The sequence below is a fragment of the Vaginella massiliensis genome, assembly GCF_900089075.1.
Classification (GTDB): Bacteria; Bacteroidota; Bacteroidia; order Flavobacteriales; family Weeksellaceae; genus Weeksella; species Weeksella massiliensis_A.
Map to the genome: position 1 here is coordinate 743,673 of NZ_LT593746.1, position 19,473 is coordinate 763,145.

At 35.2% G+C, this 19,473-nt stretch carries 22 protein-coding genes; 16 read left to right on the forward strand and 6 right to left on the reverse strand.

Features of this window, described 5'->3' with window-relative positions; genetic code table 11:
• The first annotated feature begins 1 nt into the window (after window position 1).
• From BN8061_RS04760 to BN8061_RS04770, 3 genes are read left to right on the forward strand one after another with little or no spacing between them, the layout of a single operon-like run.
• Entirely contained in the window at window positions 2-445 is a 444-nt protein-coding gene (locus BN8061_RS04760) for a hypothetical protein (protein ID WP_068596952.1), read from the forward strand.
• A gap of 7 nt (window positions 446-452) precedes the next feature.
• Entirely contained in the window at window positions 453-1,289 is an 837-nt protein-coding gene (locus BN8061_RS04765; protein ID WP_068596954.1) for a hypothetical protein, read from the forward strand.
• On the forward strand, window positions 1,276-2,718 hold the full coding sequence (locus BN8061_RS04770) for an oligosaccharide flippase family protein (RefSeq protein WP_068596956.1): 1,443 nt from the start codon (window positions 1,276-1,278) through the stop codon (window positions 2,716-2,718). Before BN8061_RS04765 ends, BN8061_RS04770 begins: the two co-directional genes overlap by 14 nt.
• Here the strand turns inward: BN8061_RS04770 and BN8061_RS04775 are convergent.
• The 4 genes from BN8061_RS04775 to BN8061_RS04790 form a co-directional block, all read right to left on the reverse strand.
• Window positions 2,715-3,941: a hypothetical protein gene (locus BN8061_RS04775; RefSeq protein WP_068596958.1), complete on the reverse strand. Its 1,227-nt coding sequence runs from the start codon at window positions 3,939-3,941 to the stop codon at window positions 2,715-2,717. The two genes, BN8061_RS04770 and BN8061_RS04775, sit on opposite strands and share 4 nt — an antisense overlap.
• Window positions 3,942-3,944: 3 nt before the next feature.
• Complete coding sequence (locus BN8061_RS04780; protein WP_068596959.1) at window positions 3,945-4,847, reverse strand: hypothetical protein; 903 nt, start codon at window positions 4,845-4,847, stop codon at window positions 3,945-3,947.
• 27 nt (window positions 4,848-4,874) lie between these two features.
• Window positions 4,875-5,576, reverse strand: coding sequence for a RadC family protein (gene radC, locus BN8061_RS04785; RefSeq protein WP_068596961.1), 702 nt, complete (start codon window positions 5,574-5,576; stop codon window positions 4,875-4,877).
• 140 nt (window positions 5,577-5,716) lie between these two features.
• Entirely contained in the window at window positions 5,717-7,399 is a 1,683-nt protein-coding gene (locus tag BN8061_RS04790; protein ID WP_068597943.1) for a glutamine--tRNA ligase/YqeY domain fusion protein, read from the reverse strand.
• A 49-nt stretch (window positions 7,400-7,448) separates the two neighbouring features.
• Here BN8061_RS04790 and BN8061_RS04795 point away from each other — a divergent pair, with 49 nt between their 5' ends.
• The gene (locus BN8061_RS04795; protein WP_162270406.1) at window positions 7,449-8,171 is read left to right on the forward strand and encodes a GLPGLI family protein; all 723 of its coding nucleotides are present in this window, start codon (window positions 7,449-7,451) and stop codon (window positions 8,169-8,171) included.
• A gap of 59 nt (window positions 8,172-8,230) precedes the next feature.
• Here BN8061_RS04795 and rimM read toward each other — a convergent pair whose 3' ends face one another.
• Both rimM and BN8061_RS04805 read right to left on the reverse strand, forming a co-directional pair.
• A complete protein-coding gene (gene rimM, locus BN8061_RS04800) occupies window positions 8,231-8,755 on the reverse strand; it encodes a ribosome maturation factor RimM (RefSeq protein WP_068596964.1) in 525 nt (174 codons plus the stop codon).
• Window positions 8,756-8,776: 21 nt separating this feature from the next.
• Entirely contained in the window at window positions 8,777-9,352 is a 576-nt protein-coding gene (locus tag BN8061_RS04805; protein ID WP_068596966.1) for a 30S ribosomal protein S16, read from the reverse strand.
• A 166-nt stretch (window positions 9,353-9,518) separates the two neighbouring features.
• Here BN8061_RS04805 and BN8061_RS04810 point away from each other — a divergent pair, with 166 nt between their 5' ends.
• The 12 genes from BN8061_RS04810 (at window position 9,519) to BN8061_RS04870 (ending at window position 19,473) form a co-directional block, all read left to right on the forward strand.
• Window positions 9,519-10,118 carry an HD domain-containing protein gene (locus tag BN8061_RS04810; RefSeq protein WP_068596968.1) on the forward strand — a complete coding sequence of 200 codons (600 nt, stop codon included), beginning with the start codon at window positions 9,519-9,521 and terminating at the stop codon, window positions 10,116-10,118.
• 9 nt (window positions 10,119-10,127) lie between these two features.
• Entirely contained in the window at window positions 10,128-10,466 is a 339-nt protein-coding gene (locus BN8061_RS04815; RefSeq protein ID WP_154662256.1) for a hypothetical protein, read from the forward strand.
• Window positions 10,467-11,290: 824 nt separating this feature from the next.
• Complete coding sequence (locus tag BN8061_RS04825) at window positions 11,291-11,608, forward strand: hypothetical protein (protein WP_235802686.1); 318 nt, start codon at window positions 11,291-11,293, stop codon at window positions 11,606-11,608.
• Window positions 11,605-13,056, forward strand: coding sequence for a relaxase/mobilization nuclease domain-containing protein (locus BN8061_RS04830; protein ID WP_068596975.1), 1,452 nt, complete (start codon window positions 11,605-11,607; stop codon window positions 13,054-13,056). The genes BN8061_RS04825 and BN8061_RS04830 overlap by 4 nt, the downstream gene beginning before the upstream one ends.
• Before the next feature lies 1 nt (window position 13,057).
• Window positions 13,058-13,717, forward strand: a complete 660-nt coding sequence (locus BN8061_RS04835) for a ParA family protein (RefSeq protein WP_068596977.1) — start codon at window positions 13,058-13,060, stop codon at window positions 13,715-13,717.
• A complete protein-coding gene (locus BN8061_RS04840; protein WP_068596979.1) occupies window positions 13,692-13,982 on the forward strand; it encodes a hypothetical protein in 291 nt (96 codons plus the stop codon). Before BN8061_RS04835 ends, BN8061_RS04840 begins: the two co-directional genes overlap by 26 nt.
• A complete protein-coding gene (locus BN8061_RS04845; RefSeq protein WP_068596981.1) occupies window positions 13,979-14,428 on the forward strand; it encodes a hypothetical protein in 450 nt (149 codons plus the stop codon). The genes BN8061_RS04840 and BN8061_RS04845 overlap by 4 nt, the downstream gene beginning before the upstream one ends.
• Window positions 14,429-14,460: 32 nt before the next feature.
• Window positions 14,461-14,778, forward strand: coding sequence for a DUF4134 family protein (locus tag BN8061_RS04850; RefSeq protein WP_068596982.1), 318 nt, complete (start codon window positions 14,461-14,463; stop codon window positions 14,776-14,778).
• 5 nt (window positions 14,779-14,783) lie between these two features.
• The gene (locus tag BN8061_RS04855; RefSeq protein WP_068596984.1) at window positions 14,784-15,068 is read left to right on the forward strand and encodes a DUF4133 domain-containing protein; all 285 of its coding nucleotides are present in this window, start codon (window positions 14,784-14,786) and stop codon (window positions 15,066-15,068) included.
• Entirely contained in the window at window positions 15,065-18,139 is a 3,075-nt protein-coding gene (locus BN8061_RS04860; protein ID WP_068596986.1) for a TraG family conjugative transposon ATPase, read from the forward strand. The genes BN8061_RS04855 and BN8061_RS04860 overlap by 4 nt, the downstream gene beginning before the upstream one ends.
• Window positions 18,126-18,782, forward strand: coding sequence for a hypothetical protein (locus BN8061_RS04865; protein ID WP_068596988.1), 657 nt, complete (start codon window positions 18,126-18,128; stop codon window positions 18,780-18,782). Before BN8061_RS04860 ends, BN8061_RS04865 begins: the two co-directional genes overlap by 14 nt.
• On the forward strand, window positions 18,766-19,473 hold the full coding sequence (locus BN8061_RS04870; RefSeq protein WP_235802687.1) for a hypothetical protein: 708 nt from the start codon (window positions 18,766-18,768) through the stop codon (window positions 19,471-19,473). The genes BN8061_RS04865 and BN8061_RS04870 overlap by 17 nt, the downstream gene beginning before the upstream one ends.

Here is a 19,473-nt window from a genome sequence, read left to right on the forward strand (position 1 = left end):
TATGCCGATAGATAGATTGACCAAGTATTTGTATTTTATTTTCGCCTTGCTCGTTTTTGTGTCCTATATTGGAAATAAGGTGGCGCAACACTCAGAGACGTATCCGTTTTTTTGGTGGCAACTGTTTACCAATCCAGCCAGAGGAAGCACGCCTTTTGTGATGCACAGAGTTTATGCCTTGCAGAATGGCGATACCATTCGGTTGGCGAATGATGGCGTTCACCTCGATCAGGTTGTTTATAACTCATTGATCAAGCAAACGGTGGCAGAATCTCAAACCAATGCGCAACAAGCGACAATCATACTGAAAAAGTTGGGCGAGTTGAAGAGTGCTCAATCTCATCAAGATTTTTTGTTGGTCGAAGAAACATACGAGAATCCGATAAATATTACCGTAAACCACCATCCTTATGCAAAGAAAGTCATTTTGTCAACAGCTCAATAATAGCTTTTTGAACGATCACAATTATCTGAGAGATTTTATTGTTTCTGATAAAGTGCTTCGTGTGTTTACGGTTTTCTGGATTTTCTACATCGTACAACTTTACGAATCGCGGTATCATTTTCCGAGCGAATTATTCTTTCCTCAGTTGGATTTTCAACGATTTTTTATTCCAAATTATCCGCCGAGATTTTATTTCTATACGATTGTCGCATTGGGCGTTGTGGGCAGTTTGTTGACGTTGAAGAAAAATACCATTGTGTTACGCTTGATTACGTTTTTTTGTGTCTTGTGGTTGAATGCTTTTCAATGGTGTTTTGGTTCTATTTCGCATTCGGGGCATTTGCTGGTGTTGGCTCATTTTTTTTCTGTTTTTTTAGTTTATCATCAAACCGTAAATCAGACCCAATTTATTCGTGGAATTAATTTTTTTCATCTAGGATTGCTTTCTACCTACACCTTGGCAGGGATGTGGAAATTAGTTTTTTTGGTAAGAGATGTGTTCGTTCCGAAAATAGAAACCACAACGTGGTTCGACCCCGAAGCTGTGAAAACAAATGCCATTACCAATTTGCTGACAAAAGACGTGATTGCAAGCGGATGGCAAGCCAAAATGTACGATATACCAGTGGTGTGGCAAATAGCAGTGTTGGGTACTTTTTTTATCCAACTGATCGCGGTTTCTGCTGTGTTTTCTAGGCGATTGATGTATGTGATAGTCGCTGGGCTGATTGGATTTCATATTTATAATCAGTTCTTTACGTTGACCTATTTTTTACCAGCGATTTTCACGTTGACGATTGTGTTTTTTCCGTACCATTTAATTTTGAGAAATGGCAAAGATTAATCGTTTGTTTTACAAAGATTTTTTGTGGTACGCCGTTGGAATGATGGTTCCAATGGGCATCAACCTGATCAAAACGCCAATCTTCACCAGGCATTATTCGGCAGAAGAGTATGGTTATCTAGGCTTGATCATGATGGTGTTTATGTACCTGTCGACCGTTTCTTATGCTTGGTTGTCGAGTTGCATTTGGCGTTATTACAATACTTTTCAGCGCAAAGGTATTTTGCCAAAATTCTACGCCAATCTTATTTTTCTGTATGGTCTTTCAACAGCGATTATGCTCATTTGTGCAGCTGTTTTCATTGCGTTTTATCATACTCCATTTTTGGTTTCGAAGTTGATTGTCATTTGCTTTTTGCACTTTGTTACCAAAGAATTGTTGGGCTTGTACATCGTGGTGCTTCGGGTAAAAGGCGAAGCCAAAAACAGCAATGTATTGGCTATAGTGCAGGCTTTGGCTAGTTTTGGTTTGCTTTGTTTTTTTGCTTTTCGATTGGATTTTGATATCTCTGCCCTGATCATGAGTTCGATTGTGATCGATCTGATTCTGATAGCTGGATTGAGCATTTATCTGAAAGTGAACAAACGCTTGACCTGGTTTTCGCTACAACTGGTGAACCGCAGATACCTGAAAAAATTCGTCCAGTTTGGATCTTTTATTTTACTTTCGAGCTTGGTCACTTTACTCATTGTTTCGAGTGATCGCTATATTCTTGCGATGTATGATAGCTTAAAAAATGTTGGGGTTTACACCAAAGTTTATGACATAGCTCAGATTTCGATTACGGCTTTTGTGTTGGTTTTTTTCAGTGTGATCAATCCTAAAATGAATCGAGAGTTGTCGCAGAATGTTTCGAATTCAAATCCGCTTTTACAGCAATATTTGTATGCTTATTTGCTAATCTTGTTGCCTATTGTAGCTATATTATCGATGTTTTCTAAAGAAATTGCAGACCTCTTGTTGGGCGAAGAATTCAGAGCGGGTTACCAGATTATGCCTTATGTGTTTTTCAGTACTTTTGTTTACGGACTCGTCACGTTCAGCCTCAATAAATTAAAATTCGCCAATCGCCTGAAAACCATTTTAGCTATTCTATCGCTCACTTTTGCTGTGAATTTGGTGCTGAATCTTATTTTCATACCGAGCTATGGCTATTTTGGTGCTGCCGTTACCACCTTCATCAGTTATGGGCTGATGCTGTGTTTGTTCTTTTTGATAGACGATTTTGGGATGAATCGACAACGAGAACAACTAATGATTTTGGCGCTTCAGCTTGTAGTTTTGCTTCTCTTCTATGCGCTTACGCATTGGATAAGGTCCCAAGCTCAGCTCACGGTAGAATACGCGATCATCTTGGGTATTGCTTATCTGCTCGTGTTTGTTGCCTTATTTTTCAGAACGTATCGAAACCTCAAAATTACAGTCTAAAGCTTACTGATTGAGGTCGATTTTTTATTCCTGAAATTTTCAAAAACTTTTCCGTTTGGCAAGGTGATTTTACCGTTTTTCTCGAACACGATTTTACTGTTTTTTCCAAATTCGATAAAGGCTTGTGGTGCCAAGATGATGGGCTCGGATATGGTGAGCGTTACGCCGTCTTGTAACCAAAGGTTAGAATAGAAACGTTGGGTATGCGTCCAATGCGTGTCTTTGTCAATCAAGAAAGTGTTGCCTAAAAAAGAATCTTCGGTCACAAATTGAATGAGATTGGTCTCGCGCAAATTTTTATGTGCCTTGATGATTTCGGTTGGTTGCACATAGTTTCGCGGATGCTCCCAGTTTTGCGACATCAACGAGTATTTGCACTGATTGGTACCGTGATACGGATTGCTGTGGCTCAAACCAAGAGAATGCCCCAATTCGTGGGCTGTTCCTACCGCATCGGCAAGATGCCAATTCCTTGTTTCTTCCCAAGTTGTATTGAATTGTTTTGGGGCTTGGTATCGGTGCATGAGGTATTTTAAATACCGATTTGGTACATTTATACTAGAATTTCTGGTTAAATTAGTCGTGCTGGGTGTTTGTGAAGCTTCAATACCTTTTATATCATATCCTTTACCTTTAGAGTTGTACAATTCATCAAACTGGTCTCCATCTGTTGTTAGGTACACCAAAATCCCTTTGGGAATACGAGTGTCATTCATAAATTGTAGATCCAACCGATGTAAATACCAATTGTCAGACGGTACGAAGCCACTATAATTTCGGGTTTCTATCTTTGCTCCGCTTGTTGTATAGCTCCACGCTGCTGCATCTTTATATGGAATGAAATTGAACTGAAATCTGATTTTTGAATCTTCATAGAAGTCATTACCAGTATAGCAACCATGCAAATCTACAGGCTTGTAAAATTTGCTCCAACTAAGGTTTGTTCGCTCAAAGTAATCTTCTAATAATTTCTTTTCTTCGCTGTTGTTCAGATCAAAATTAGATACTTTTCTCTTCTCGTCTTGTAGAATGATTACATTGACCCGTACCGTAATTGGGTTTAATAGATAAGAAATTTTGAAATCATCAATTGTAGAAAGCAGAGTTGTTGATGCGGTTGTTTGCTTCTCTTGCGTAGGGTACGTCAGACCATATTGATTGCTAGAGCATGATTTGAGCGTAAAAAAGGCAAGCAAGGCAAAGTATAGTTTACTAAAATTCATTGGTCACATTTTTTTTAAAAAGTACAACATTTTTTCTATAAAATGCAAATTACTGAAAGATGTATAATGTTGAGTAATAGCCCTCATGCTGTTGTTGAAAGCGTTTACCCCTTGCAAAGTAGAGCCCTCAAAATCGAGAATCATTTCTTGATTTAAGTGCGTTTTTATCATGTAGTTTACAATGTGTGTGTTGAAATTATGATTCGTATTGTGCAGTTTTGCATTAATTAATTGAATGATTCGATGTTTAGAATACACATAAAGCGAACTCGCTACAACGATATTTTCGTGCGTAATTTCGATAGTCTTAGCCAAATGTCTTTCCTGTAATTCAGCGGTTAATTTTTGTAATCGATCATCCTTAATTTGCTTGTAAAGGTGTTGATAGCATTGCTCTAAAATCTTTAAGAATGATTGGCTTGTCGCAGATTCTGTAATTTTATAATTATCCAGAAGTCCAGCCCTTAATTCTTGTTTTCTGTTTTTACGTAAAGAGTTGAGATACACCTCATATTCAAAGTCAAGGGCTAAGATTTGATTGATTCTTTTTTCTCCCTTTGGTCCAAACATGGCGGTGTTTTCTTCATTAAAATGATAGGCTCGAACCAACTTTCGATGTAATTTTTTTTCGAACTGTTCAAATAGATTTTCATCCAAACTGACTTTATGAAAAACACCCAATTGCTGACAATACGGTGGTTGTGCGATGTGTTTGATACCAAATTTTTTGCGATAAGGAAGAGGCATCACGGCATCATAATCGTTGTACACCAAACAATCCCATTTGCCGTCTGCTACAACATCCAAATACCAAACCTCTGCATATAGGCGATAGTTGAGGCTTTGTTCTAAGCATTCCGTGTACTTTTCGGTGTCCAAATCTTTGCGAGCAATTTGTCTGATCATAACACAAAACTAAAGAATATAAATGGCTTACATCATCCCTTGGTCGGCAAAACTTAGATAATTTTTTTGCCCTACAATCAGATGATCCAACACCTGAATATCGAGATACTTTGCGGCTTCGGTTATTTTACGAGTGAGGGCCTTATCTGCTTCGCTAGCAATCAAATTCCCCGACGGATGATTGTGAGCCAGAATAATGGCTGTCGCCATCAATTCTAATGCTTTTTTGAAAATTATACGGATGTCAACCGCCGTTTGTGTAATGCCGCCTCGACTGATTTGCTCCAACTTCAGTACACGATTCCCTTGATTCAGGAACATGATCCAAAACTCCTCGATGGCTAAATCGCCTATCTGTGGCGAGAGCAGTTGGAAGGCGTCTTGACTCGAGCTTATTTTCGGACGCTCCAAGATGGCTTGTGCATTTCGACGTCTGCCAATTTCCAAAGCTGTAATGATCGAAATTGCTTTTGCTTCGCCAACTCCCTTGAACTGACATAGATCCTGAATGCTAAATTTTGCCAATTCGTTCCAATTGTGTTGCGTGTTGTTCAAAATTCGCTTTGCCAACTCTACGGCCGATTCTTCTCTGTTGCCACTCCCCAGAATGATGGCAAGCAACTCGGCATCAGACAGAGCACTTCGCCCTTTGAGTGCGAGTTTCTCTCGTGGCCTATCGTCTTCTGCCCAATTTTTTATAGAGGAATTATCGGGTTTGTATTTTTCCATCGGATGTAAATTTTAGGTACACATTGCGCTATTCATCGTTCATTTATTTTGGTTTTGCAACAGCAAGTCATTTCCTAAATTTACAAAATATAAAATAGCCCGATAAATTCGGGCTAAAAAAATGATACATCTTGATCGGATTATTTATTTACTTTGGACCAAGTGTCTTTCAAGGTAACCGTTCTATTGAAGACCAAATGATCTGGTGTTGTGTCTTTGTCCAATGCAAAATAGCCCAAACGTTGAAATTGGAATTTGTCTTCTGCTTGCGCATTTTTCAACGAAGGTTCACCAAAACCTTGTTTTATTGCTAGGGAATTCGGATTCACAAACTGCATAAAGTCTACTTCTTTTTCTGCGTCTGGCGATTCTACGGTAAATAAACGATCGTACAAACGCACTTCTATCGGGGTGTTGTTGCTTGCCGAAACCCAATGCAGCGTCCCTTTTACTTTTCGTTTAGAGGCTTCTGTTCCGCTTCCAGATTTAGAGTCGGGATCGTAGCTTGCGTAGATTGTGGTGATTTTTCCGTCTTCGTCTTTCTCCACGCTCTCTGCTTTGATGATGTAGGCACCTTTCAGCCGAACTTCGTTTCCTAACGATAATCTAAAGAATTTTTTTGGTGCTTCTTCCAAGAAATCTTCGCGCTCGATGTAGATTTCTTTACCGAAAGGCACTACTCTTTCGCCAGCATTTTCATCCTCCGGATTGTTTTCCAGTGTCAACATTTCTTCTTTTCCTTCTGGGTAATTTTCGATAATGACTTTTACTGGGTCTATCACGGCCATTACTCGAGGTGCAATTTTGTTCAGATGATCGCGTATAGCAAACTCTAGCAGGGAGATTTCCATGACGTTGTCGCGTTTGGCAATTCCGGCTTTTTCCCAAAAATTTCGGATAGATTCTGGTGTGTATCCTCTTCTTCTGAGGCCCGAAATGGTCGGCATTCGAGGGTCATCCCAACCGTCGACAATGTTATCTTCTACCAGCTTCAACAGTTTGCGTTTCGAGGTGATCATGTACGAGACATTCCCTCGGGCAAATTCGCGTTGTTTGGGTTTGATGGTTTGATTTTCGATTTCAACCTGATTCAAATACCATTCGTACAGATCGCGATGATTTTTGAATTCTAAAGAGCATAACGAATGCGAAATACCTTCGATATAGTCAGATTCACCGTGAGTCCAGTCGTACATCGGGTAAATTTTCCAGTCGGTACCAGTTCTGTGATGCGGGCGATTCAAGATGCGGTACATGACAGGGTCTCGCATATTCATGTTGGGCGAAGTCATGTCTATTTTGGCACGCAAGACGTGCGAACCTTCTGGAAACTCGCCGTTTTTCATGCGTTCGAACAGTTCCAAGTTTTCTTCTGCCGAACGGTTGCGATAGGGCGATTCTATTCCGGGTTCTCCAGGGTTTTTGCGTTGTTCGTTGATGATTTCAGAACTTTGATCATCAACATAGGCTTTGCCTTCTTTTATCATCATTACAGCCCAATCGTACAATTGCTGGAAATAGTCAGATGCATAGCGCTCTTCTGCCCAATTGAATCCCAACCATTTTACATCTTCTCTTATAGAGTCTACATATTCTTGTTCTTCTTTGTCTGGATTGGTGTCATCGAAACGCAGGTTGACAGGCGCATTGTATTTTTCTCCCAAACCAAAATTCAGACAAATAGCTTTTGCATGTCCGATGTGTAAATAACCGTTGGGTTCTGGCGGAAAACGGAAACGTAATTTTTCTTGTGGCAATCCGTTTGCTAAATCGTCTTCTATGATTTGCTCAATAAAATTGAGTGACTTTTTTTCTTCTTCCATTATACTTACGATTGAGTTTGCGAATTTACGAAAAATCACTAATTTGGCGATGAATAGATTTACAGATATGAAGAGTTTTTTATCCATTAACCTGCTTTTTTTGGTAAACCTTGTGTTTTCGCAAACCTCGGTAAAAGTAACTTATAATGCGGTGATGAGCCTCGATGAGCAAAATTCTTCTTCAAGATCGAAGGTGCACCGTGTTTTTGTCCCAACAGAATTCGAACTGAAAATTAATCAAGATCTTTCAGTTTTCCATTATATAGAACGAATCAATAATGAGCAAGCTGGCATGACGTTTAAGATAACCTTAGACGAAGATATGTACATTGATTTGTCTAAAAATTCAGCTTTCCAAAGAATGGAAATTGGTAAGGATAAGTTTTTGGTACAAAGAGAAATTTCGCATTACCCATGGGTTATCAGCCGCCAGTCGGAAACGATGCTAGGGTATACCGTGAAAAAAGCTTCTTTTTCGAATGATTATGAAAGTGTGGTGGCTTATTTTGCCCCTGCTCTTCCGTTTAAACACGGGCCATACGGTTATTTTGGATTACCAGGGCTCATTGTAGCTTTGGATATTACGGTGGAAACTTCTCAAGGGGCTTTGTTAAAAAGACATTTTGCTCTGAAAAGTATCGAGATTTTGGATCAGCCTATATCAATTAAATTGCCAAAAGACAAACTAATCTCGTATGAAGAAGCTGATCGTTTGCTTGATGAAGAATTTGATCGGATAGAAGCGTTACAATCTCAAGGGGTTGAGAGATAAAGCAAAACGCTTTTGTTTTTCTATAAAAACCTAGGTGATGAAGGTAAATGCGGCGTCTTTTATCCTAAATAAATCTCCAATAATCCGTCTGGAATGTCGATTAGCATCGCTTTGTGGTCGCGGTCTACCTCGAGAATCCATTGGTCGATTATCGGGATTAATATTTCTTTTCCGTTGACGTCGACCTCAAAAAAAGCCTGTGCCGCAGAGTCGTTGACGTTTTTTATTTGCCCAATTTCGGTATTGGTTTGATCGAAAATTGTAAAACCGATGATTTCGTGGTAATAAAAAGAAGTTCCTTCCAACTTTGGAAGCGTGCTCAAGGGCAAATACAGTGAGCGATTGATGAATCGATCTGCCTCGTCGCCCTCTACATCTTCAATTTTTACCAATAATTTTTCGCCCTGATAGGCTTGTATCGATTCGAAAAAAAATGGAATCAGTTTTCCGTCTTGTTCAACGAAAACTGATTCCAAATTATGATATAATTCTGGTTCGTCGGTGTCCAAATGGATAACTAAGTTGCCTTTAAAGCCGTGTTTTTTAGTGATTTTCCCTAAATAATAACACTCGTTAATCTCCATGGGTTGCCGTCGATGAATTGATTATTCTGCTGTCTCTTCTGTAGATTCTTCAGCAGCTGTTTCTTCTGTAGATTCTTCAGCAGCTGTTTCTTCTGTTGCAGGAGTTTCTTCAGCAACTTCTTCTACAGCTTCTTCAGCTGGAGCTTCTGCCTCTTCAGCAGCTTTTATACGCGCTTCGTTTATTGCTTTTTCTGCTTCCAATGCTGCTTTTTTGCTTTCAGCTACAGATTTTGCCAAGCCGTCTTTTTTGTTTTGTATTTTTGCTTCTTTTTCTTCTAACCAAGCAGCAAATCTTTTTTCAGCCTCTTCTTCGTTAAAAGCTCCTTTTGCAACACCGCCTAAAAGGTGTTTTTTCATATAAGCTCCTTTGTACGATAAAAGCGCTCTTGCAGTGTCTGTAGGCTGTGCACCGGTCATCAACCATTTTACCGCAGCGTCTACATTAAGCTCGATAGTTGCTGGGTTGGTGATAGGATTGTAAGTTCCTAATTTCTCGATAAAGCGTCCGTCTCGTTTTGCTCTAGAGTCTGCAACCACGATGTGAAAGAATGGTTTTCCTTTGCGACCATGTCTTTGTAATCTAATTCTTGTAGCCATAATTAACTAATTGTTTAGGGATCTCGTCCCGTTTTTAATAAATTTCGAGGTGCAAATATAGTGTTTATTAATTAAATCCGAGTAAAATATTTTAGATTGATTTTTTCTTAATTTGATGATTTGTTTGAAAGGGTTTTCATAAACTTGTCTAATTATTTTCGGTCTAATGGATACACAAGCTATTTTGCAGCACGTAAAACAATACGTCAGAGAGGCGTTTGCAAAGGATGGTTCGGGGCATGATTATTACCATGTCGAACGGGTGGTAAACAATGCCAAAAAAATTTTACAACATGAAAATGCAGATGTTTTTTTGGTCGAATTGGCGGCTTGGGTGCATGATATTGGCGATTACAAATTGCATAACGGAACCGATCGGTCCGAAGAGTTGATTACCGCTTTGCTTCAAAAGTTGAAGGTGGATGAAAAGATAATTCGGCAAGTGAACGAAATTGTTTCGCAGGTTTCGTACAGCAAAGGTAATATTCCGACCTCGATTGAAGCCCAGATTGTGCAAGACGCCGATCGCTTAGATGCAATAGGTGCGGTTGGGGTGGCGCGTTGTTTTGCGTATGGCGGAAGTGCAGGTAAGCGCATGTACGATCCAGACAACAACGAAAAAGACGCATCGAGTGTGCAACATTTTTATGATAAATTACTCAAACTAAAAGACTTGATGCATACCGAAACAGCAAAATCTCTTGCCCAACAAAGACATGATTTTTTAGAAGTATTTTTGAAACAATTTTATTCAGAAGTAAAATAAAATCCGTCTATGCCGAAATTTGTAAGTATGCTTTTCATTAGTTGTTTGCTTTTTTCATGTCAGTCGATTGAGCGATACAATGCACTACTCATGCGAGAAATCCCAGTAACTCAGTTGCAAGAAGATGTAGATTTTGCTTATCAAAAATTGCAACGCAAACATCCCGACTTGTATTGGTTTACGCCAAAAACGGAGTTGGAATACCAATTAGATAGCTTCAAAAAGGCTATTCAACAACCCATGAAACCCTTCGATTTTTATTATGAATTTTCTCAAATCATCGGGAATATTGGGCAAGCGCATACGTCGCTACAAAATACATTGACAATCAATAGGTTATTAATGTGATGGACTAAAAAAGGGACTAGCTTATTCAGTTGGTTCCTTTTTATATTACTTCTTTAAGTTCTATTTTAAAGGAGAATATTCTTGTATACAATCTTGTCAAAATGTGCATAGGTTATCCACCTGACCTTGTCAAAATGTGCATAGGTTATCCACCTGACCTTGTCAAAATGTGCATAGGTTATCCACCTGACCTTGTCAAAATGTGCATAGGTTATCCACCTGACCTTGTCAAAATGTGCATAGGTTATCCACCTGACCTTGTCAAAATGTGCATAGGTTACAAATTGTTTATTACTGATATTCAGTATAATATGATTTTCTTATTGTATTAATATATTAAATATATATTTATATATATATATATATATATATATAGAGAGAGAGAGAGAGATTTTTTTCTTTCTGCATCAAGTCTCTCTGATTAATCAATAAAATTAGCATTCAATTTAAATACTGCTGACAACCAATGTTTTAATAACTCTATAAAAAAGCGGTTTGGAAAGTAGCAAGATGTGTCATTGTACCCACAAACTTTGCAAGTTTTGGTACTAATGACATCTTGCCTTTTTTCAAAAGGAGAAAAAACTGCGGAACTTGTTTTTTTTCTTTAAAAAATTTGATTTATAAATAAAATTTGTTTTTGGATGTAGTTTTTAATCCAAATTAGTCCTAATTAGTTTTATTGATAATCAATTGGTTGCGAGGTTTAAAAGAATAATTCAAATTTGTCTCCATAATCAATTTATGAGGGCGAAATAATCTTTTTTATGATAAGAATTTGACAAATGGAGACTAAAAAAGCGATGATAAAATTCAGAATAGAAATGCAGAAAAAAGAAAAGTGGAAAAAAATCTGTTCTGAAAAAAAAATCTCACTTACAAGCCTAATCATTCAGTCGGTTGAAAATAGATTATTAGATGATGAAAGAAAATTGGTTTTGGAGTTCATTGAAAAGCAAGACAATATTTTTGGAAAAATAGAAAACAATATCAATCAATTTGCGAAGATTGCTAATTCTAAGAAAGATATTTCAAATGCAGATTTGAATAGTTTTAATATTCTTCTGGAAGAGATTGTGGCTTTGAAATTAGAACAGAATAAAACCTTTATTAAGATTTACACATTGCTTGGAAAATCATGATTGTAAAAGTTATGAAAGCAGCTGGTTCTAATTTTCCTGCCGTTCAATATAACGATAAAAAAATAAAATCTGAAAAAGGAGAATTAATGCTAATGAAGAACTTTCCTTCATTTATTAATCAACATGGTTCAAAAGAGGATGTGAAATCCTATCTAGCCAGTATTTCTAAAAGCCATAAAATTAAAAAACCTCAATTCCATGCAGCTATATCAACACGATTCCGAGAGCATTCAAAGGATGAATTAGCCAAAATAGCGGAAGAATTTATGACAGAAATGGGATATGGTGAACAGCCTTATTTAGTGGTTTTTCATGATGATACAGAAAATAATCATGTTCATGTTGTTTCAACTAGGGTTGATAAGGGAACAGGGAAGAAGATTGATGATAGTTTTGAGAAATTGAAGTCACAAAAGGCATTGGCAACTGTGATGGAAAAAATTTATGGAGTAGGTGTAGATGAGAAAATTGAAAAGTTATTACAATATAAATTCAATTCCATTAATCAATTATCTCTTCTCTTTGAACGATCTGGTTTTCGACTTGTTAAAAATCCGAAGATTGAAAATGCGTATGATATCTTGAAAAATGGAGTTAGTCAACAAACTATTTTAAGTAATCAAATAAATTTTAGTCAGGCAACAAAAGAAAGGAAAAAACAGCTAAAGGCGATTCTTCATAAATATAAGGACCTCCAAGACAATAAAGTTTTCAAAGTTATAGATCGAAGAAAAATAGAAGGCGTTTTACCTAAAGAAAAGATAGATGAAAATGGTAAACCTAAAATAGAATTCCAAAGCGCGCTTCAGCACAAGCTCCGAGAAATTTTTGGAATAGATATACACTTTCATCACAGTGCAGATAAAATGCCTTTTGGTTATACGCTAATCGATCATAAAAAAGGAATGATTTTCAAAGGTAGTGAGTTGTTTCCCATGAAAGACTTATTTGAATTTACCGATTCGGAAATAGATAAAAGGCAATTTGAATCCTTAAAAGATTATTCAATAAGAGATGAAGATTCTAAGAGACTACTGCTTCAACATCTTAACAGAAATGGTTTTGATAACATTCAGGATTATATGCTTTTTCAAAATAAAAAAAGAAAAAGTAAAAATGAATTCAGTTCATTGAAAAAAGAAATTGTTGACTATTTGAATTCTAAATACAAGAACAATAATCATATAACTATTTTGAGAGATGAAGAAGGTAAAGAATACGTAATTCATGATAGACTCCATTACATTGGAGATTTACGCAGTACAATTGGTAGTGTTGAATTCCAAAAATATATCAATTCCGAAACGAAAATAACCGAAGAGGAAATGCTTTCAGATGAATTAAATCAAAGTATTAAAGATTTTGTTTTTGAGATAAATAAATCATCACATACTGGGAAAGATCCAGCAGAAGATGATTTGAAAAAAAGACGAAGGAGAAAGAAATAATATGATAATCACTTTTGCAACACAAAAAGGGGGAGCGGGGAAGACTACATTAGCCATTACCTTTGTTAATTATCTATCGAGCTTAACCTCTCGAAAAATAAATGTTTTTGATTTTGATTATCAAAAATCATTCTATTACAAATGGATGGAAGATCAGATGTTGGATGATCCAAAAATCTATGACGTGCAAATTGTAGGTGAAGATGAAGACGAAAACAAATATCCTTTTGAAGACCTTGAGAAGCTATTTGAACTTAAAGACTCTGATGAAATAAATGTTTTTGATTTGGCAGGAACGTTAGACGAAAAGTACAGTGATTTATTGGTGTATAGTGATGTAATTATTATACCGTTTGAATATTCGGATGTCTCTGTAAAATCGACCTTAGTTTTTAAAAATCTTTTAGGACTTATTGAATCTCAGGCTGAAAGAATATTTATTAGAAATAAGTACGACAAAGGATACAAGTACTTAAATCAAAAAGAAATGGATGAAGAAATTTCCAAATATGGAGTGTTAATAGAAACACCTGTGTTTAAGAGAAATTGCTTGCAAACTATAAACACTCGAAAATTAAGCTACGAACAAAAATATGCTGTACGAAAGCCCTTTAATGAAATAATTGAAAGTATAAATGATGCATTACAAATTACCATTTAGAATTGTTCTTGAACGCAAGTATAATGATATTAATATCGACCAATATTTAAAAGAAAGAGAAGAAAATGTAAGAGAAAGAAAAACATGGAATATAACCATTGATAATGACTTGCATGTGGAGTTGGGTAAATTTCAAACCTATGACATCTCGTTAGATGAGATTATTGATTTAGCGATTAGATATGCATTGAATAAGCATGAGTTCAAAAAATTATCTGCTCAATTAATAAAAGAAAAAGAAAACAAAAAACAAGAAAACTTATGATAAAATATACCGCCATATTACTAGGCTTATATGTCGTTTATTATGCTGGAAATATTGTCTATGATCTTTTTTTTAGAAAAGAAAAAAAGATTGTTACAGACGAATCAGAAGAGTTCACATTGAAAGATATTACAACAGAGCTGTCAGAGGTATACATCGATGATGTTGAAGAAATTGATACTCCAGGTGAATTTATACAGCATGATTTTGATACAGTAGAAAGAGAAGAAAATGATAGACCAGACTTAGATCAATTAAGAGAGAAGTTTGAAAGAGAAGAAGAGTTTGATTTTGAAAATTCTTTGAATAAAGCTACACAAGAAAATGTAGTTAAGAAAGTGACAGAAGAAAAAAACAACTGGAAAGACCTTATGAAAATGTCTGAAACTATGGTTCAAGTTGTGAAAGATTATGATGGACAAAAGGTATATCATTCAACAATATAACATTTATTAATTTTTTTAACATTTTTTTATTTATGATCAAAATGAACACAAGAACTAAAACGCTATTAGCATTAGCGTTTTTAACAATTGCTATTACACCGCTTATGGCTCAAGGTGGTAACTCTGCTATTGCTAATGCTTCAACTACAATTGCTGATTATTGGGACCCAATAAAAAAACTCTTAAATGCAGTTGGAGGAGTTGTAGGACTTATTGGAGGTCTCCGAATTTATAACAAATGGACAAATGGTGACCAAGATATCAACAAAGAAATTTTGGGGTATGGCGGAGCTATGGTTTTTTTGATTATCGTACCACAATTTGTAAGTGCGTTTTTTAAGATAGCATAGTAAGCATGAGTTATTATTTATACAAGGGGTTGAAGAAACCTCTTGTATTTTTCGGTTTGAAAGGAAAATATATTTTATATGCTGTAATAACAATTGGAGGTGGAGTCTTACTTACGATGGTGATTTCATCAATTATTGGATTGTTTGGGACATTGTTAGGTGTTGTATTAACTGCAGGAGGGGTTTATTTGGTTTTCAGAATACAAGATAAAAAAGGGTTATACAATAAAACAAAAAATAACAACCAAGTCTTTGTTTTTCCTAAAAAAATGAAAAAACTAAAAAGATGAAAAAAACAACAACTTTAGATTTTAATATTCCCTATATAGGCTATGATTATGGAAAAGACCATGATTGGAATTTTGATGTATTGTTTGGACAATTTGGAAACCCCATAATAGGTATCAAAATAAAAAATACAGTACAACAATATTCTGCTGATCCAGAGGGGTACTTAAATTATCACGCTTTATTAAATCAAGTTGTATCGATAATAGGGGAGGGGAGAATAATTCAAAAGCTTGATATATTCTCTAAAAGAAAATACAACGCAGAAGTTCATGAGCAATTTTTGCAACAAAAATACTCCGAGCATTTTGATGGACGTCTTTTTAAAACAATTGAAACTGTTTTATTTTTTACAGACATCGTTGATGATAAACTTAAAAAGAAATCAAAGCATTACGGTTTTTCAGAGAAGAATTACAAAAATCTACGAGATAAATGTCAGAAGGTTTTTATGCTTTTAAAACAAGAAAATTGTAATCCACAATTTTTGTTTGAAAAAGATTTTGAATATTACATTTCGGGGGTGCTTACCATGCAATTTGGTGAAAAACCAGTTTTTGATAATATTAAATCATCTAATGAATTTCTTCAAATAGGAAATCGGTTTGTCAAGAATATTACTTATGTAGACGTAGAAAATATAGATATACCCTCTTATATAGAACCATTTTCTTTATTTGGTGGATCTGGTGCAGCAGCTGAAACAGCAGTCGATAATTTTTCGTTCATTAATGATTTAGAAGACTATGAGACTATTGTTTATAATCAAGTTGTCTCAATTCCATTACAAGCGCCTCAGCAACGAGAACTAGACAAAAAGAAAAAGAAACATGAGGGAGCGGCTAATAATTCACCGTCAAATGCAATTATTGCAGAAGAAATTGAAACGTTACTTCACAATATTGCTGTAGATGGTCAATTAATTGTAAATGCACATTTTTCCATTTTGTTTTCAGCATTAGATCTAGAAAAAATGGAAAATATTCAATCCATGATAGAAAACAAACTTTTCACAAAAGGGATTGTCGTTTCAAAAAATGCTTATAATCAAATGGAACTATTTCGGGCAACAATACCCGGTAATGCGACTGAGTTAAGAGAATACGATTTATTTATGACCACAAGTGAAGCTGCACTTTGTTTTTTTTTTAAAGAAAGTTACCCCATAAATGAAGAGTCTAATTTCTATTTAAGATTTACGGATAGACAAGGTGTCCCACTAAAAGTTGATCCAGCTGATTTACCTATGAAAACAGGACGAATCAATAATCGTAATAAATTCGTTTTAGGTCCATCAGGTTCAGGTAAGTCATTCTTAATGAATAATATTGTAGAGCAGTATCTAACCTATAATTATGATGTAGTAATTGTTGATACTGGAGATTCTTATAGCGGAACTTGCTCCTATAAAAACGGGAGGTACATCCAATATACTGAAGAAAATCCAATTACAATGAATCCTTTTCTTTTCAAAAAGGAAGAATTTAACATTGAGAAAATCGAGTTTCTAAGTAATCTGATTTTTTTGATTTGGCAAGGAGCTGATGCTACGATGTCGGCAACAATCAAATCAATTTTAGATAATGTCTTAGTGACATACTATCATCAATTTTTTAATAAAAATGAAAATTGGTTTGAGGGGAAGGATACAGATCATTTATTGTTGTTTCTACAAAAGTTTAATATTTATGAGGATGAATTAATTGTTGAATTAGAAAAAACATACCAAAAAGAACAAACCTTCTACGATATTTTAGGTATTCCATACGATGCAACAATGGATGAAGTGAAACAAGCTGGAAGAAAACTTATTGCAGAATTTCATCCAGATAAAAACATGAATAATCCAAATTATAATCCTTCCGATTTCTACAATGTTTATGATGCCTATGAAACATTGATAGACGAAAATAAAAGAAGAATTTATAATGAAACAAAAATGATTTTAGTTATATCGAATGATATAATTAAAAAACCTGAAACAGCAGAAGAATGGAATGAAGCATTTAGAAATGCTATTATAAAAAAAATAAAGGAACTAAACGAAACACTTGTTGTTGAAGAGTTGTCTTTTAACTCATTTTATGATTTTTGTAATGACTTTCTGCCTATTTATCTGAACAATAAAAATCATAGAATAAAAGAAAATGAATTCAATTTGAGAACTTTTTTGTTTGTTCTAAAGGATTTCTATAAGGGAGGTAGATATGGAACTACTTTGAATGAAAGTGCAGATAATACTCTCTTTGAGGAACCATTTATAGTTTTTGAAATCGATAATGTAAAAGATAATCCAAAGCTTTTCCCAATCGTTACGCTAATCATCATGGATACCTTCATACAAAAAATGAGAATGCGGAAAGACAGACGGAAAGCATTAATTATAGAAGAAGCATGGAAAGCAATTGCATCAAAATTAATGGGAGGATACATCTTGTATCTATATAAAACTGTTCGAAAATTTTGGGGAGAAGCTATCGTAGTGACACAAGAGTTAGATGACATTATTGGAAATGCAGTAGTGAAAGATAGTATCATTAATAATTCAGACACCTTTATATTATTGGATCAAACAAAGTTCAAGGATAATTTCGATCGAATTGCCGATATATTATCCTTAAATAAAGTGGAACAAAACAAAATTTTCACGATAAATAATCTGAATAACAAATTTGGAAGAAGTCGTTTTAAAGAATTTTACTTAAAGCGAGGTAGTGTTGGAGAAGTTTATGGAAACGAGGTTTCGTTGGAGCAGTATCTAACCTACACTACTGAAAAACCTGAAAAATCAGCGGTTGAATACTATGTTCAAGAATTTAAATCTTACGACAAAGCTTTAATAGTTATTGTTGACCATTTGAAAAAATATAAACTGCAATTAGACCAGTTGGTTTCCCTAGTTAATTTGTTTAAACAGCCATTACAAAATGAAATTGTGAGGTTTTATAATTCAAAAAAGAAAGTACATGACAGTAATACGATTAAGATAATTTCACAAGAATTACAAGAATACGAGGATAATCCGATTGAAATACTCAAAACCAATAATATAGATGTATATGAAGAAGTATAGTTTGATTTTAGCAAGTTTATATTGTTTTACCGTTTCTGCGCAAAACACTTATATAGACCCAACTGTTACGGCTGCGATGATTCTTTATTCAGAAAATTTAAAGGCTAAACAAGATGACGTAATTGAAGAAACGACAAAGTTGCAAAGAGCACAAGCGTGGGTTGGAACACAGATGGTGGTAGCAAACAATATTCAAAATAAAATCTTAAAAGGTCTGAATGAGGTTTCGGGAACGTTGCAAAACGGGATTCAAGTAAAAGAAATTTATTATGAATTGCAAAGATGTTACAGATACGCAAAAGAAGTAGGTGATTTAGCAGCTGAAAAACCACAGTTTGCAATTTTTGGGGTGAAAGCTACACAAAAAACTTATGAGCAAAGTTTAAATATTATTACGGATGTTACCGAGTTGCTGAAATCTGGTGATTTGAATTTAGCAACTGCTGGAGACCGATATAGGTTGCTACATAACATATATGAAAATGTGATAAATCTAAAGCTTTGGCTTTTAGCTATTAAAATGAGAATGGAAAGAGCTATTAGCGTGGGCTTTTGGAATGCTATTAATCCTTTTGCTGGTTATATCAATACAGATAAGAGTATTGTCGAAAATATCATGAGACGGTATGAAACACATTTTTAAAGGTAAAATAATTACCGCTTTTAGAACCTTTCTTTTGTTGCCGTTGTTTTTGATATTAACGTCTATGGGAGGAGGGAATTCGTCTCCGTGGTCAAAAGAAAATGTATCATTTCCAATGATGAATCTTGAGATCAAAGCCACAATGGACGAAAATAAACGTCAAAAAGAGATGAAATCAAAGCAAGATTCTAATACGGCAGAAGAGGTTATTAATGAAAGACAGTGGAAAGGATTTAAAGAAAAAGTTGTAACAATACAAGATAGACTTCGAATCTTATCATTGGCTTTGCAAGCTGCTCCAGCAGGTATCCAAATACAAAGGGAAAGCAAAAAAATCTATGAAAACCAAAGAGCTATCATTCAAGAAATAGAGGATGCACCCTATATCCTAGTGGCAGCACTTCCCTCACAAATAAAGTTTGTAGATGATTTACAAATGGTTATTCGATTTCTAACTGGAATAGTCCTGTCTTATGGTGCTATAAATCAAATGGAACAAGCTGAAAGAAAGGTTTTATTAGATTATGCAGTTGATGAAGTGAAGAAACTAAGATATGATTCGTCAAATATGCTGTTTACAATTCAAGAATTAAAATTAAAGATTAAAAGAAACACTAATGCAATTAGATTCTATGTGAACAGAGACAAACAAGTCGTTGAAGAGATTATGCAAAATATTAAAAACTTTTAA

What these genes read in the sequence shown, in the direction of transcription:
- BN8061_RS04865 (WP_068596988.1), top strand. Translation starts at nt 18,126, where the DNA reads ATGAAGAAGTATAGTTTGATTTTAGCAAGTTTATATTGTTTTACCGTT.
- BN8061_RS04770 (WP_068596956.1), top strand. Translation starts at nt 1,276, where the DNA reads ATGGCAAAGATTAATCGTTTGTTTTACAAAGATTTTTTGTGGTACGCC.
- BN8061_RS04845 (WP_068596981.1), top strand. Translation starts at nt 13,979, where the DNA reads ATGATAAAATATACCGCCATATTACTAGGCTTATATGTCGTTTATTAT.
- BN8061_RS04830 (WP_068596975.1), top strand. Translation starts at nt 11,605, where the DNA reads ATGATTGTAAAAGTTATGAAAGCAGCTGGTTCTAATTTTCCTGCCGTT.
- BN8061_RS04850 (WP_068596982.1), top strand. Translation starts at nt 14,461, where the DNA reads ATGATCAAAATGAACACAAGAACTAAAACGCTATTAGCATTAGCGTTT.
- BN8061_RS04810 (WP_068596968.1), top strand. Translation starts at nt 9,519, where the DNA reads ATGGATACACAAGCTATTTTGCAGCACGTAAAACAATACGTCAGAGAG.
- BN8061_RS04775 (WP_068596958.1), bottom strand. Translation starts at nt 3,941, where the DNA reads ATGAATTTTAGTAAACTATACTTTGCCTTGCTTGCCTTTTTTACGCTC.
- BN8061_RS04870 (WP_235802687.1), top strand. Translation starts at nt 18,766, where the DNA reads ATGAAACACATTTTTAAAGGTAAAATAATTACCGCTTTTAGAACCTTT.
- BN8061_RS04815 (WP_154662256.1), top strand. Translation starts at nt 10,128, where the DNA reads ATGCCGAAATTTGTAAGTATGCTTTTCATTAGTTGTTTGCTTTTTTCA.
- BN8061_RS04840 (WP_068596979.1), top strand. Translation starts at nt 13,692, where the DNA reads ATGATGCATTACAAATTACCATTTAGAATTGTTCTTGAACGCAAGTAT.
- BN8061_RS04760 (WP_068596952.1), top strand. Translation starts at nt 2, where the DNA reads ATGCCGATAGATAGATTGACCAAGTATTTGTATTTTATTTTCGCCTTG.
- BN8061_RS04805 (WP_068596966.1), bottom strand. Translation starts at nt 9,352, where the DNA reads ATGGCTACAAGAATTAGATTACAAAGACATGGTCGCAAAGGAAAACCA.
- BN8061_RS04790 (WP_068597943.1), bottom strand. Translation starts at nt 7,399, where the DNA reads ATGGAAGAAGAAAAAAAGTCACTCAATTTTATTGAGCAAATCATAGAA.
- rimM (WP_068596964.1), bottom strand. Translation starts at nt 8,755, where the DNA reads ATGGAGATTAACGAGTGTTATTATTTAGGGAAAATCACTAAAAAACAC.
- BN8061_RS04780 (WP_068596959.1), bottom strand. Translation starts at nt 4,847, where the DNA reads ATGATCAGACAAATTGCTCGCAAAGATTTGGACACCGAAAAGTACACG.
- radC (WP_068596961.1), bottom strand. Translation starts at nt 5,576, where the DNA reads ATGGAAAAATACAAACCCGATAATTCCTCTATAAAAAATTGGGCAGAA.
- BN8061_RS04825 (WP_235802686.1), top strand. Translation starts at nt 11,291, where the DNA reads ATGCAGAAAAAAGAAAAGTGGAAAAAAATCTGTTCTGAAAAAAAAATC.
- BN8061_RS04860 (WP_068596986.1), top strand. Translation starts at nt 15,065, where the DNA reads ATGAAAAAAACAACAACTTTAGATTTTAATATTCCCTATATAGGCTAT.
- BN8061_RS04835 (WP_068596977.1), top strand. Translation starts at nt 13,058, where the DNA reads ATGATAATCACTTTTGCAACACAAAAAGGGGGAGCGGGGAAGACTACA.
- BN8061_RS04855 (WP_068596984.1), top strand. Translation starts at nt 14,784, where the DNA reads ATGAGTTATTATTTATACAAGGGGTTGAAGAAACCTCTTGTATTTTTC.
- BN8061_RS04795 (WP_162270406.1), top strand. Translation starts at nt 7,449, where the DNA reads ATGAATAGATTTACAGATATGAAGAGTTTTTTATCCATTAACCTGCTT.